Source organism: Mycobacterium sp. NGS15 (assembly GCF_059813245.1).
In genome coordinates this window covers 168,012-181,660 of the sequence record NZ_JCALEF010000001.1, presented here as the reverse complement: position 1 = coordinate 181,660, position 13,649 = coordinate 168,012, and the positions used below count along the sequence as shown (strand labels likewise).

The following is a 13,649-nucleotide window of genomic DNA, read 5'->3' as shown; positions in this document are numbered from 1 at the left end:
TCGGGGAATGACACGATCGACTGGCTCAAGCCGGTCGGCTCTGGGACCCTTCATTTTTTACAAACGTCAGGGAGGCCACTGTGCTGGTGCGACGCATTGCCCGTCCGATGCTTTCATCCATCTTCATCGCGGCGGGAGTGGACGGCCTCCGCCGGCCTGCCGCCTCCACGGACGTGGCCGCACCGCTGGTCAACAATCTGTTGGAAAGCGCACCGGAGTCCGCGGCCAGATACCTGCCACGAGACCCGCAGACCTACGTCCGCATCCACGCGGCTACTCAGCTTGCCGCCGGGCTGGCTCTTGCCAGTGGCAGATATCCCCGGGTGTCCGCGTGGACACTCGCCGGCACCCTGGTTCCGGCGACGCTAGCGGACCAGGCGTTCTGGCGCGAACCCGATCCCGAGCTCAAATTGCAGCAGAAAACCCACTTCTGGAAGAACATCTCGCTGTTGGGCGGATTGATCATCGCCGGTATCGACACCGAAGGACAGCCCGGCCTGTCGTGGCGCGCCCGTCGAGCTGCCGGCGACGCCGTCGCCGCCGTTACCTCGGCGATTCCCGGAGCCGACCATCCCTCGCAATCACTACAAACCAGGGCCGCAGAACTCGGTGAAACCGTACGCGAGAAGGCCCCGGTGATCGCCGAATACGCCCGAGAGCGCGGAGCCGAGCTCGCTGAAACCGCTCAACGACGCGGCGCCGAATTGGTAAGTGCGGTAGACAAAGGCCGCCAACAGATCGAGGCCCTTGCCGCCGATCCACCTCCTAAACTCCGCAAGCTAGCCCGTGCCTTCGGCCGATAGCACAGGCAGAGCAGCACGGCGAGCTAGTCTGGCTCAAATCTCGGCAAAACCCATGCCGCACATGACGGTATCCACGTGATCGCTGTAGAGCGCGTCGCTATCCACAACGAGTTCCTGCAGACTCCCGAAGACCTCGCCAGCGAGGTACCCGGTGATCGAGGCCCACGCGGAGATGCCGATCCCGATGATCGCCGGGTCAACCGGGAAATCCGAGGCCGTTCCAATCAGTGCGGCAAGAAGTGGCCCCGGAGCCGACCGCCGAAACTTGGTGCGTTGCGGTACCGCTTGACCGGCGTCCACCGCGCTGAGGTAACCCGGTAGGGCGTTCCGCTGAGCAACGCGAAATCCCCCGGATTCGCGAGTACCCAGGAACGAGCGGCCAAGAACGCTGCACGCACCCGACCCGGCCCAGCCGCCGCGCCGGATCCGTTAATATGACCATGTGGTCATATCCGATATCGGCTGGCCTCACAGCGACTCGAGAGGGATTTTCCGTGTCCGTTAGCCGTACCGTCCAGGAGTTTGTCCAGCGCCGTACCCTGCTACCTGCACGCATCGATTCCCTGCTGTCCGGCCCGGGCCGCGATGTCAGCCAATTAACCGTCGTGGTCACGGGCGCGTCAGCCGGGATCGGCCGACAGGCCGTCGCCCAACTGCGTGCCCGGGGAGCCCGGGTCATCGGTGTGGCCCGGCGTGCAGACGAACTACGGACACTCGCGGCAGAGACCGGCTGTGACTGGCGCACCTGCGACCTGACCGATCAGGCCGAGATCGCACGGCTGCTGCAGGATCTCGCCGATCAGCAGGTGGACGTGCTGGTGAACAACGCCGGTCGTTCCATACGCCGTCGCATTGTCGATGCGACCGAGCGGCTGCACGACTACCAGCGGACCATGGCGCTGAACTACTTCGCGCCCGTGCAGCTGACCCTCGGCTTGATGCCCGGAATGATCGCGCGCGGTCGTGGCCAATTCGTCAATGTCTGCACATGGGCCTTGCACGCCAACACTTTTCCGCGCTTCTCCGCGTATGCGGCCTCGAAGAGCGCCCTGGCGATCTTCGGACGCAGCCTCAATGCCGAGCGGCCACATCCCGGCGTGCACGCGACCAACGTGCACTTCCCGCTCGTGCGCACCGAAATGATCGCACCTACAGCAGAATACGACGGCGCGGCCGCGTTGTCCGCACAGGAGGCCGGTCGCTGGATCGTGCGCGCGGTTACTCATCAACCGGTGGAGGTCAACCCTGCCCTGCTACGGGCCCTCCTACCGGCGATCGACTTGTTCTCACCGACAGCGTCGGACAGCACCATCGCGTCGATCACATAGATACACACAGACGTATTGGGTACCGATACGTCTGTAAACAATCACGGCGCTCATCGTGCGGGCATCCTCGTCGCCACCGATACTCTACTTATGGCTGAGGTTTCCGATCTAGCACCAATAGGCGCGGTTACCCGGACACAGGTGGGCCGGGAGGCTACCGAGCCGATGCGCGAAGATATCCGACTGCTGGGGACGATCTTGGGCCGCACAGTGCGTGAGCAGTGTGGCGATCACGTCTTCGAACTTGTTGAGCGGGCGCGGGTGGAGTCATTCAGAGTGCGCCGTTCCGAGATCGATCGCACCGAGCTGGCAGAACTGTTCGACGGCGTGGACATCCATCAGGCCATCCCCGTTATTCGAGCCTTTACCCACTTCGCTCTGCTGGCCAATGTGGCCGAGGATATTCATCGGGAGCGGCGTCGCGCGGTTCATGTCGACGCAGGCGCCGCGCCACAGGACAGCAGTCTTGCCGCCACGTACCTTAAACTTGATGCAGCACAACTCAATTCGGATCGTGTCGCACGCGCACTGACTGGCGCACTGGTGTCACCGGTCATTACTGCCCATCCAACGGAGACTCGCCGCCGTACCGTATTCGACACTCAGCATCGGATCACCGAGCTCATGCGGCTCCGGATGCAGGGACTATCACGTACCGAAACTGGTCGCAATATCGAAGACGAACTTCAGCGGCACATTCTCACGCTATGGCAGACGGCACTTATCCGTTTGTCCCGGTTGAAGATTCAAGACGAAATCGCGGTCGGTCTGCGATACTACCGGGCGGCGTTCTTCGAAGTGATACCGGAGATCAACGCCGAGGTACGCACGGCCTTACGCCGTCGGTGGCCGGAAACGCAACTGCTCAGCGAGCCTATTCTGCGGCCTGGATCCTGGATCGGCGGCGACCGAGACGGAAATCCGAACGTCACCGCCGAGGTGGTGCATCTTGCGACAAGTAGCGCGGCCCAGACGGCTGTTGCCTACTACTTCGAACAATTGGTGGCGCTGGAGCAGGAGCTCTCCCTATCGGTCCGTCTGGTCACTGTTTCTTCCGAGCTGACCGCGTTGGCCGAGCACGGTGGCGAAACCGAGCGGGCAGACGAACCGTACCGTCGTGCACTGCGCGTCATCCATGCGCGCCTCACCGCGACGGCCACACAGATCCTTGACCAGATGCCCGAGCACGATCTCAATTTGAACCTGAGCCCATACCGCGCCCCAGATGAATTGCTCAGAGACCTTGACACCGTGGACGCTTCGCTACGCGCACACGGCAGCGTGGTGCTGGCGGACGATCGGCTGCATGCGCTACGGGAAGCAGTGCACGTCTTCGGTTTTCATCTCAGCGGACTGGATATGCGGCAGAACTCGGACGTCCACGAAGAAGTGGTGTCGGAATTGCTTGCATGGGCTGGTGTGCATCCCAACTATCGATCGCTATCGGAGCCGGAGCGCATCGAGGTGCTGGTCACCGAGCTGCGCACTCGGCGCCCTCTGATCGGCGAGGGCGCCGAGCTCTCCGAGCTTGCCCGCAAGGAACTCGATATCGTCGCTGCCGCCGCTCGTGCCGTTCGCGTCTACGGTCCCGCGGCGGTCCCCAACTACATCATCTCTATGTGCCAATCGGTTTCGGACATGTTGGAAGCCGCGATTCTGCTCAAGGAAGCGGGTCTGCTGGACGCTTCACGACCGAGGCCATACTGCCCGGTGGGCATCGTCCCGCTGTTCGAGACGATCGACGACCTGCAACGAGGTTCCGCCATTCTCGAAGCAGCACTAGAAATTCCGCTTTACCGCGCACTGGTGGCAGCCCGCGGCGAGAGCCAAGAGGTCATGCTCGGGTACTCGGATTCCAACAAGGATGGCGGCTACCTGGCTGCCAACTGGGCCCTGTACCGCGCCGAACTGGACTTGGTGGAATCCGCACGCAAGACCGGAATTCGATTGCGGCTCTTCCACGGTCGCGGAGGCACCGTGGGCCGCGGTGGTGGTCCCAGCTACGACGCCATCCTGGCGCAGCCGCCGGGGGCGGTGTCCGGGTCGCTTCGTATCACCGAACAGGGCGAAGTAATCGCCGCCAAGTACGCCGAGCCACGCACCGCACATCGCAACCTCGAAACACTGCTGGCCGCAACCCTGGAGTCGACACTGCTCGACGTCGAAGGGTTGGGGCAGGCGGCCGGCGCGGCGTACGAAATACTCGATGACCTTGCCGCGCGCGCCCAGCGCGCCTACCGCGAATTGGTGCACGATACCCCAGGCTTCGTCGAGTATTTCAAGGCTTCGACACCAGTCAATGAAATCGGGGCCCTCAACATCGGGAGTCGGCCAACGTCGCGAAAGCCCACCACATCGATCGCCGACCTGCGTGCTATCCCCTGGGTTTTGGCCTGGAGCCAATCGCGGGTGATGCTGCCCGGCTGGTACGGCACGGGAGCCGCGATCGAACAGTGGATCGCCGAAGGTGACGGACGACTTGAGGTGTTGCAGCAGCTCTACCGTCAATGGCCGTTCTTTCAAACGGTCCTCTCCAACATGGCCCAAGTTCTGGCGAAGTCAGACATGGGACTGGCTGCCCGCTATGCCGAGCTTGTCGAGGACGAAGCGTTGCGGCACCGGGTCTTCGACAAGATCGTGGCTGAACACGACAGAACCATCGTCATGCATCAACTGATCACCGGACATGACGACCTGCTAGCCGACAATCCGGCACTCGCGCGTTCGGTGTTCAACCGTTTTCCCTATCTAGAGCCGCTCAACCACCTACAAGTTGAACTGTTGCGTCGATACCGTTCCGGCGACCAGGACGAACTGGTGCAGCGCGGCATACTGCTCACGATGAGTGGTCTCGCCACTGCGCTGCGCAACAGCGGATAGCGCCTCGTCACGGCTGTGCGCTGACCGGCTCGTCCCTGAACATGGCGCGCTCAGGTTTTGGCAGCTTCTGGGGCCACCAGAACCACGGCCCAAGCAATCGTGCCAACGGCATCACCAGGAACAGCCGAACGATCATCATGTCGAAGATCAGCCCGATGCAGATGGTGGATCCGGCCTGGCCGATGTTGACCACATCGCTGGACAGCATCGCGAGCATGGTGCCCGCCAGCACGAACGCGGCGGTGACGGCCACGTTGCCAGACCCCGCGATGGTGCGAATCAGACCGGTGCGGATGCCTGCGTGCAGCTCCTCCCGATACCGGGAAAGCAGCAGCAGGTTGTAATCACAGCCCACACCCACCAACACGATGAACGCGATGGGCAGTGTAAGCCAATGCAATTCGATACCTATGAGCGTTTCCCAGATGAATGCGGCCAGCCCCAGGGAGCCCAGGAAGGACAGCACCACAGTGATCAGAACAATCACCGAACCCGCCAGGGTCCGGGTTATGACCATGACGATCAGGAACACCAGGCCGAACGTCGCCAGCATCATCGTGAGGATGTCGTTCATAGAAAACGCTTGTACGTCACGATAATTCGCAGACGCGCCGGCCACCAGCAGATCAACATTGGACAGCGACGTGCCCTTGATCGCCTCGTGGGCAGCAGCCTCGGCCCGCTGGATCTGATCGATGCCTTCCGGGCTCATGGCCTCGCCCTCGTGGTAGATCAGGATCCGGGCACCGCGGCCGTCGGGGGTCATCATGAACTTCAGACCGGTTTGAAAATCCTTGGTCTTGAACGAATCTGGCGGCATGAAGAAGAAGTCGTCGTTCTTGGCATTGTCGAACGCCTTGCCCATATCGACCATCGGATTGATCATCGGTTCCAGCTGGGCGATGGTGGCGTGAAACAGACTTTGCATGGTCGACGTCAGCTGTTGCATGACGGCCATGTTCTGCACCATCCCGTTGAGCTGCGTGATCATCTGCGGCGTGGCCGCGTCGACCATGCTCAGGCCGTCGACCATCGGACCCAACTGCGAGGTCGCTTCGTCGATATTGTCGACCGATTCATTGAGCGAGCGCATTGCCCAACAGATCGGAATATCGAAGCAGTGCGGTTCCCAATACAAATAGTTGCGGATCGGACGGAAGAAGTCGTCGAACGTGGCCAGATTGTCGCGGGTCTTTTCCATCGCGGCCTTCAGGCCCCGAGAAGCCTCCACCGACATCTGCGTGCCCGCGGACAACTGACCGGTGATGTCCGCCATCTTCTTGGTGGACTCCATCATGTCGCCCATCCGGGCGGCCATGGTGTCGATATCGGCGACGCGGTCTTTCAGGAATCCCAGGTTCTGACCGATCTTGGTTCCCATCGAACCCATCGCGTACGGCAGGGAGGCGTGTTCCAACGGGCGGCCGTTGGGCCGGGTGATGCTTTGCACCATCGAGATGCCGGGGGTGCGGACGATGTTCTTGGCAACGCGATCGAGGCTGATCATGTCGGTGGTGTTGCGCATATCGTGATCGGCCTTGATGTACAGCGTGTCGATCGAGAGCTGACTCGGCTGGAAATGCCGATCCGCGGCGTCATACCCGCGAGACGACTCGACGCTCTTGGGCGCATAGTCGCGATCGTTGTAGCTCACCGTGTAGTTGGCCAGATTGGCGATACACAACGGGATCACCAGGGCCGCTACCGCAATCATCGCGACCGGCCATTTGGCGATCGCCGTGCCGAGCTTGCGCCAGACCGGGCTGGTCTTGGCCGGTTCGGACAACCAGGGCACCTTGCTACCCAGGGTGAGTAGCGCCGGGCCCAGCGTGAGGGCCGCGATAACGGCGACCACCATCGCCACAAAACACGGCGGCCCCAGAGTGCGGAAGTAGTCGAGCGTCGTGAGGCTAAGGCACAGGCACGCACCCGATATGGCGATACCCGATCCCAGAACGACGTGGGCCACGCTGCGCACCGAGGTGTAGTAGGCCGCTTCGCGGTCCTCCCCCGCACGCCGGGCCTCCTGAAAACGCCCCAGGTAAAAGATGCCGTAGTCGGTGGCGACACCGAGCACCAAAGACACCGCCATGTTCATCGCGAACGATGAGATGCCGATGACGTGATTTTCGACCAGGAGAGAAACGACGCCGCGAGCGGTGGCCAACGTGATCAGCACGCCGATCAACGGGATGATCGCCCGGGTGAACGACCGGTACGCGATCAGCAGCATCGCGATGATGACCACGATGGTGACGATGGTGAGAGTGACCATGCTCTCGTCGGCGGCGTTGAGGGTGTCCGAGGCCAACGGTGCCGGGCCACTCACATAGACCTTGAGTCCCTCCGGCTTGTCCTTATCCAGCTTGTCGATGATGCCGCGGATGGCCTTGATCGACCTGTTCGAGTCGGCATCGCCCAAATCACCGGCAGGCCGGACCGTCAGCGTTGCCGCCTGCGCGTCGGCGCTCTGCTGGCCCGACATGGTCACCGGGTCGCCCCACAGATTCATCAGCGACTGCACATGCTCTTTGTCGTCAAGCAGACGACGGACCATCTCGTCGTAGTAGCGGTGATCCTGCTCGCCGAGCGTGCGGCCCTCGGTCTCCAGGACGATCACGGCCATGCTGGTGTAGTCGGACTCTTTGAAGTCCTGGCCCTGGGTGATGGCCGCGGCCGACGAGGGTGCGTCACGCGGAATCATCGCCTTGGCATTGGCCGCGGTCGTTTCTTCCAGGGTGGGCACGAAGATGTTCAGGGCGGCGGCAGCCACCACCCAGAAAATCACCACCGGAATCGCCAGCACCCGGAGCAATCGCACCGGCCCCGGGCGTTTCTCGGGTTCCTTCGCCACCGGCGACGCGGAAGGTACCAGCACCGGGCCCGTGTCCGCGTCCTCCGGCGGCTGCTGAGTCGGCGTCATGCTGCCGTCACCGTGCATGCGACCGCGGCGCTGGCATGGTTGACGACCTGCTCTTCGCGGACCTCACCGTTGACCCGGATACGGCAGCCCAGCGAGTCCCCGTCGACCTGTGCGACCAGGCTCAGCGACGCCGCCGACGACATCGTGGTTTCGGAGACCGACCACGGCAGTGATGTCAGCACGACGTCGACGGGTTCGCTGTTGAGGTTTGCATAAGACACTTTCCCGCTGGCCCCCAAATTGCCGAACACCTCATAGGTGACGTTCTTGGGATTGATCTGAACAACCGTGGCCGGAATCGGACGGGTAGTCGGCGGGTGGCTGATCGCCTGCGACTTCTCCCGAATCCGATTGACTCCGAAGCCGACGACAGCGATGACGAGCAGCGCCACCAAGGGCATCCACAACGTGCCGAGGATTCGGCCGGCGCGGTCGCTCGACCGTCTGCGACTGCTCATCTTTGAGGCGGTGTGTCGGGAGCGGAATGCACCACGACCGTCGAATCCCCTCATCACATGCTCCTTGCGACCACAGAGTCCTTTGTTACCATGAGTAACATAGCTCTTGTTACCGAAAGTAACAAGAGGGCTAGGCTGTTGGCTCATGGATGCCAGCTCGACACGTCAGCCGTGGGTGCTGCGTCACACGCACCTACTCGACATCGCCGAGCAGTTGTTCTTCGAGCGCGGCTTTGCCGCTGTGTCGCTGGGCGATATCGCGCAGGCCGCGGGCGTCACAAAGCCCATCGCCTACCGCCACTTCACAACCAAAGATGGCGCATATTTGGCCTGCGCTCGCCGAGCGCAGGCCGACTTCGCGCAGGCACTGATCTTGCGGGTGGACTCCTCGTTGGCGGTGCGAGAGCAGTTCGCCACCGCCGCCAACCTGTTCTTCGAGCTCCTGGAGACCCACCCCGAGCGGTGGGAGCTGATTTACGGCAGCGCCGCAGTGCTGCCCGCCGAATCACGGGAAGAACTCACTGCGCTGCGGTTGGACAACATCCAGACGACCTACCGACTGATCATCAAAGATCGGCCCGGCATACCCGAGCTGTTCGCCGAAGGTCTCGCCCACGCCATGTCCGGGGCCGCTGAGCGTCTCGGACACTGGTGGCAGTCCCGCCCCGACTTAAACCGCCAACACATGATCGACATCTACGTCGAGATCTTCTACTCTGCCGTGGCCTCCTACGTCGAACTCCACGACGAGTGACCCGATCCGGTCCCGCTACCGCACGGATTTGATCGGAAGCACTGCCAGCGCACCGAGGACCGAGAGCACCATGGACGCGAGGTACAGGATGCTGAAATCTCCTTGAGCGTGGTGCAACCCGAATAGTGCCGTTGCCAGCATGGGGACGAGCAGCTGCGGCAACAGGTACGCCATTGCCACCACGCCAAGGTCTTTCCCAGAGGACTCCGTCTCCGGCAGCACCTCCGTCATCAGTGCCAAGTCCACCGCGGCGTAGGCACCCTGCCCTGCTCCGATTACCGCCGCGCCGAGCAGGAGGGCATGAAAGTCCTTGAACAGCAACAGGATCACCAAGCCTATCGCCGTGATCAGGCACGAGGACCAGACGATGCCCTTCCGTCGCCCGGTGCGGTCCGACCACCACGCAGATACCGCTGCGGTGAGCATATTGGTGATCAAGAAGGCGCCGATGATGATGCCGTACTTGGCGGCTGCCTCATGCTCGGACAACCCCAAGGTGCCCGCCACGATATACAGCATGTAGACCGTCACCAACAACACCGACATCGTGACGAACAGTCGGCAGATCCACGCCCAGGCGAAATCCTGGTGCTTCCTTGGATTGATCCAATAGCTGGCAAGGATCGCCTGCCAGCTCCGGGGAAGCCGCTGCGTGCGAACGATATCGCGCAGAATAAGTGCGGCGGCACCATTGAATGCCAACGCCAGCACCGCCGGCAGACCGAACCACCAGCGGGGATCGTTGGGCAGGACGTTGATGAAAACACTGCCGACCACGGGCGCCAGACTGGTCGAGATGCCGAACACCGCCGCAACACGTGCCCGGATGGCGACCGATATCTGATCTGCCAACAGTGCGTTGAACACCACAAGCGTTGCGGCGAAACCCATCTGGGTGATACACCAACCGGCGACGACACCGCCGACCGTCGGTGCCGTGGCCAATGTCGTCAGACCCACCGCCCCCAGGAGGGTGCCCCCCACGAGAAACGGTCTACGGATACCGAACCGCGAGGTCGATGTGTCGCTGAGATGGCCCAGAGGCGGAGTCACCACGATGATCGCAATTCCGCCGAGAGCCATCGTCAGCGACAGCGCCTGTGTCTTGTGGTCCGGGTCGAGCTCGGCAAGACGCAGGGGAATGCTGACCGCACCGGCGGCAAGCAGGGCGACCGCGGAAGCGAAGTAGGCCAGCAGAAAGATCGGCAGGAACGCGCGCGGCTGCACAACCTGGACATCCGCCCCAAGGCGTGTAGCAGGCGTTTCCGTAGACATACGGTCCTCTCGACGTTCTTCGAACAACCACTGTAGGTGGTTATGCACGCGGACCGCTGGGGACGAGATCGGTCACACCTGGCGGCGGAGCCCGGTTAACTCGGTCGCTTCACCGACAGCGGTTGAGGACAATGAGCTTGTGTACGTACCAAAGAACTTCGTGATGAGCGACGAGGAGACCGCTGCGGCGCTCGCCGACGTGGGTCTGGCCCACCTCGTCACGCATGACGACGACGGATACCTGGTGACTCCGGTCCCCCTGCTCTATCGGGCCGCAACCAAGACCGTGGTGGGGCACGTGTCTCGGGCTAACCCGCACTGGCAACGAACCGGACCGGCCGTCGCGATCTTTCCCGGACCGCAGGCGTACATCTCCCCCAGTTTCTATGCCACCAAGGGCGAAACCGGCAAGGTGGTACCCACCTGGAACTACGAAGTCGTGACCGTTCACGGCAAGCTCGCCGCTCATGACGATGCAGACTGGGTACGCACGCTCGTCACCGAACTCACGGACCGGCATGAGCAGAACAGGGAGTCGCCCTGGGGAATCGATGATGCCCCAGCAGCATTCACCACTGCACAGATCCGCGCCATCGTCGGGATCGAACTGAGCATCGATCGTGTCGAAGGCAAGACGAAGATGTCGCAGAACCAGCCCGAGCGCAATCGCACCGGTGTCATCGACGGGCTGCGTCAGTCCCCCAACCCGGCAGACCAACGCGTCGCCGATCGCGTGGAGACGCGGAACTCCGGGGACTAGCCACCCGTGGCCCGCATCTCTGTCTCCGACACGAGGGACACGGCCGTCATCACAACGTCAGCTGCGATGCGCCGAGACCAGCCAGGCCGGCAGTTGTGCGCGCCCATCGGAGCCGATCGTCACATTGCGGTATTCGAAGCCTTCAGGCAGCTGGTCGGGAACATTCACCCACGCTCGGGCACGCCGTACTTCATCGACAACTAGGTGCTGCCCAACGATGTCGCGCAACTGCTGTTCCGTGAACGGCCGCGGCCCGAATCCTGCATCCGGCGGAAAGGCCTCGGTAGCAAAAACAAGTGCAAAAAACTTGCCGCCCGGCTTAAGTGCTCGCGCCAAGGACAGCACATAGTTTTCCCGGAGTTCATCGGGTAAACAATGGAATACAAGGCCGTCGATCACTGTATTGAAATGGTTCCGATAACCGACATTGGAGGTCAAGTCAGCACTATCAAAAACAACGTCCAAACCGAGCGGTGCGGCAGCCTTCTTTGCTTTTTCTATCGCGCCGCGAGATAAATCGAGCCCCACAACCTGATAGCCGTGCCCCGCTAGCGCCAACGACGTTAGCCCGATTCCACATCCAGCGTCTAGAACAGGGCTTTCGAAACGACCTTGCCGGTGCAGAGCGGCTATCTCGGGCTGCATCTCACCGATGTTCCAGCCCGGATCACCGGGCGCATAGACCGCTTCTCCCCGATATAACTCGTCCCAGTCCACAGAATTCACATCAAATGTTGGCATACTTCCGATGCTAAGCAGGCCTCACACGATCGGCAATCAAATATTTTTCTTCAATATGATTATTTCTCGCGCCTACTTTTACTCTCACCCCCTGAATATCGACTTCGCGTTAATTGTGAATATCCTGGGATTCGGTAACAAATTGAATACGTACGGAGCTGCTATCGGGATGATGCTCGCCGCCGCTGCACTACCGTCGACCAGGTGAAGATGCCAGGATCGCGCGTCGCCCGGGCCTGTGTCGTCGGAACAGTTCTCCTTGCCCTCTCCGGGGTGCCCTCATGCGGGAACTCAGCGCATCGGCTCCCTGCGCCGAGCGTGGTTCCCCACGGCCCTTTCGCGCCGGTCACCCAACTCGTGAACGACGCGGTTTCGGCACCTCGGCTGCCCGGTGCGGTGGTTGAGATAGGGCACGCTGGCGCAGTTGCCTTCCGACAGGCTTTCGGGTGGCGCAAGCTCCCCGACGAACCCGGCCTCGATGGGGCGCCCGCGCCCGCCGAGCCGATGACCGAAGACACAATTTTCGACCTGGCGTCGTTGACCAAACCCCTCGCGACGAGCGTGGCTCTTCTCCAGCTGTACGAAAAGGGCCTGGTTCGAATCGACGAACCCGTGCAGACATATCTGCCGGACTTCAACCCCACCAATGACCCACGGCGCGCCCAGGTGACGCTTCGCATGCTGCTCACGCATACCTCGGGCTCCGGAGGTGACTTGAGCCATCAGGGTCCCTGGGGTCTGATGGAGGCAGACAAGGCCGACGGCATCCATCGCGCACTCACCGCCCCGTTAGCATTCGACCCCGGCACAACGTTCCACTATTCCGATATCAACTTCATCATCCTCGGTGCACTGATCGAAAAGATCACCGAAGAGCCTTTGGATGTTTATGTGCAGCACAACGTCTTTGCACCGTTGGGCATGGCCGACACTCGGTACCTTCCCGCAGCCAAGGCGTGCGGCCCCCACCACATCATCGGTACGGCAATTGCTTTTGATGCGAGCGCGCATACCGTTACGCCGTGCCCGCCGGGCGCCTGGAGCACCGATCTTTTGAGGCGCATCGCGCCGACGGCCCACGACGAAGACACTCCGGGCATCAACCCCTATTACGGCCATCTGCTTCGCGGCACCGTGCACGATCCGACGGCGCGCCGGATGGGCGGTGTGACCGGCAGCGCCGGCGTGTTCTCCACGGCCGACGACCTCGGCCGGTACTCGCGGGCGCTTCTCGATCGGCTCGCCGGGCGCCCAAGTGTGTTCCCGCTGAAGCAATCCACGCTTGAATTGATGACGAGTCCGCAGCAGCCCGGCCACACCGCGACCCAGCTCCAGGCGGCCAACAACGCCACCCGCCAGGCTATCCAAAAGGCCTCTAACCCAACAGATCCCCTGCTTGCACCGAGCTATCCGGCGATTGCGGGACAGAACCTCCGTGGTTTCAGCTGGGATATCGATACAGAACTCTCCAAACCGCGCGGAAAGCTCTTTCCCATCGGCAGCTTCGGCCACTCCGGCTTCACCGGAGTAACACTATGGATAGACCCGGCTTCGGATACGTACGTGATCGTCCTGGCGAACGTCATCCATCAGCGCGGCGGCCCGCCCGTCGTGAGGCTGAGCGGCGATATCGCCACAGCGGCGGCGCAAGTTCTGCATCTCTACAGCAACTAATCGGGCCCCTGCCGTCGAGAAGGACTGCGCCCGTGACGATCACGAGGTCCTTC

10 protein-coding genes and 1 pseudogene are annotated in these 13,649 nt (G+C 62.1%); 6 read left to right on the top strand and 5 right to left on the bottom strand.

The window, feature by feature from the left end:
• The first annotated feature begins 80 nt into the window (after positions 1 to 80).
• Positions 81 to 803 (top strand): DoxX family protein, encoded by a 723-nt coding sequence (locus tag AC5Y5C_RS00895; RefSeq protein WP_499968167.1) that lies wholly within the window; start codon positions 81 to 83, stop codon positions 801 to 803.
• A 33-nt stretch (positions 804 to 836) separates the two neighbouring features.
• Here AC5Y5C_RS00895 and AC5Y5C_RS00890 read toward each other — a convergent pair.
• A pseudogene (locus AC5Y5C_RS00890) lies at positions 837 to 1,204 on the bottom strand (TetR-like C-terminal domain-containing protein); the annotation flags it as partial.
• Positions 1,205 to 1,297: 93 nt separating this feature from the next.
• Between AC5Y5C_RS00890 and AC5Y5C_RS00885 the strand changes: the two are divergent.
• Together AC5Y5C_RS00885 and ppc are read left to right on the top strand one after the other, a co-directional pair.
• A complete protein-coding gene (locus AC5Y5C_RS00885; protein ID WP_499968165.1) occupies positions 1,298 to 2,131 on the top strand; it encodes an SDR family NAD(P)-dependent oxidoreductase in 834 nt (277 codons plus the stop codon).
• Positions 2,132 to 2,221: 90 nt separating this feature from the next.
• Complete coding sequence (gene ppc, locus AC5Y5C_RS00880; RefSeq protein ID WP_499968163.1) at positions 2,222 to 5,011, top strand: phosphoenolpyruvate carboxylase; 2,790 nt, start codon at positions 2,222 to 2,224, stop codon at positions 5,009 to 5,011.
• A 7-nt stretch (positions 5,012 to 5,018) separates the two neighbouring features.
• On the opposite strand, the gene AC5Y5C_RS00875 is transcribed toward ppc, so the two are convergent.
• Together AC5Y5C_RS00875 and AC5Y5C_RS00870 are read right to left on the bottom strand one after the other, a co-directional pair.
• Positions 5,019 to 7,934 carry an MMPL/RND family transporter gene (locus AC5Y5C_RS00875; protein ID WP_499968161.1) on the bottom strand — a complete coding sequence of 972 codons (2,916 nt, stop codon included), beginning with the start codon at positions 7,932 to 7,934 and terminating at the stop codon, positions 5,019 to 5,021.
• Positions 7,931 to 8,392, bottom strand: coding sequence for an MmpS family transport accessory protein (locus AC5Y5C_RS00870; RefSeq protein ID WP_499968159.1), 462 nt, complete (start codon positions 8,390 to 8,392; stop codon positions 7,931 to 7,933). The genes AC5Y5C_RS00875 and AC5Y5C_RS00870 overlap by 4 nt, the downstream gene beginning before the upstream one ends.
• A 145-nt stretch (positions 8,393 to 8,537) precedes the next feature.
• Between AC5Y5C_RS00870 and AC5Y5C_RS00865 the strand changes: the two genes are divergently transcribed.
• Positions 8,538 to 9,146, top strand: coding sequence for a TetR/AcrR family transcriptional regulator (locus AC5Y5C_RS00865; protein WP_499968157.1), 609 nt, complete (start codon positions 8,538 to 8,540; stop codon positions 9,144 to 9,146).
• Between the two features lie 15 nt (positions 9,147 to 9,161).
• Here the strand turns inward: AC5Y5C_RS00865 and AC5Y5C_RS00860 are convergent, their stop codons facing one another.
• Positions 9,162 to 10,421 carry an MFS transporter gene (locus tag AC5Y5C_RS00860; protein WP_499968155.1) on the bottom strand — a complete coding sequence of 420 codons (1,260 nt, stop codon included), beginning with the start codon at positions 10,419 to 10,421 and terminating at the stop codon, positions 9,162 to 9,164.
• A gap of 139 nt (positions 10,422 to 10,560) precedes the next feature.
• On the opposite strand from AC5Y5C_RS00860, the gene AC5Y5C_RS00855 reads away from it, so the two are divergent.
• Positions 10,561 to 11,181 (top strand): FMN-binding negative transcriptional regulator, encoded by a 621-nt coding sequence (locus tag AC5Y5C_RS00855; RefSeq protein ID WP_499968153.1) that lies wholly within the window; start codon positions 10,561 to 10,563, stop codon positions 11,179 to 11,181.
• Positions 11,182 to 11,238: 57 nt separating this feature from the next.
• On the opposite strand, the gene AC5Y5C_RS00850 is transcribed toward AC5Y5C_RS00855, so the two are convergent.
• The gene (locus AC5Y5C_RS00850; RefSeq protein WP_499968151.1) at positions 11,239 to 11,922 is read right to left on the bottom strand and encodes a class I SAM-dependent methyltransferase; all 684 of its coding nucleotides are present in this window, start codon (positions 11,920 to 11,922) and stop codon (positions 11,239 to 11,241) included.
• A 210-nt stretch (positions 11,923 to 12,132) separates the two neighbouring features.
• On the opposite strand from AC5Y5C_RS00850, the gene AC5Y5C_RS00845 reads away from it, so the two are divergent.
• Positions 12,133 to 13,596, top strand: coding sequence for a serine hydrolase domain-containing protein (locus AC5Y5C_RS00845; RefSeq protein ID WP_499969259.1), 1,464 nt, complete (start codon positions 12,133 to 12,135; stop codon positions 13,594 to 13,596).
• Positions 13,597 to 13,649: the final 53 nt, after the last annotated feature.

Excerpts from the sequence above, each read along its gene's own strand:
- ppc (WP_499968163.1), top strand. The coding sequence starts at position 2,222 with ATGGCTGAGGTTTCCGATCTAGCACCAATAGGCGCGGTTACCCGGACA.
- AC5Y5C_RS00875 (WP_499968161.1), bottom strand. The coding sequence starts at position 7,934 with ATGACGCCGACTCAGCAGCCGCCGGAGGACGCGGACACGGGCCCGGTG.
- AC5Y5C_RS00870 (WP_499968159.1), bottom strand. The coding sequence starts at position 8,392 with ATGAGCAGTCGCAGACGGTCGAGCGACCGCGCCGGCCGAATCCTCGGC.
- AC5Y5C_RS00865 (WP_499968157.1), top strand. The coding sequence starts at position 8,538 with ATGGATGCCAGCTCGACACGTCAGCCGTGGGTGCTGCGTCACACGCAC.
- AC5Y5C_RS00860 (WP_499968155.1), bottom strand. The coding sequence starts at position 10,421 with ATGTCTACGGAAACGCCTGCTACACGCCTTGGGGCGGATGTCCAGGTT.
- AC5Y5C_RS00850 (WP_499968151.1), bottom strand. The coding sequence starts at position 11,922 with ATGCCAACATTTGATGTGAATTCTGTGGACTGGGACGAGTTATATCGG.
- AC5Y5C_RS00845 (WP_499969259.1), top strand. The coding sequence starts at position 12,133 with ATGCCAGGATCGCGCGTCGCCCGGGCCTGTGTCGTCGGAACAGTTCTC.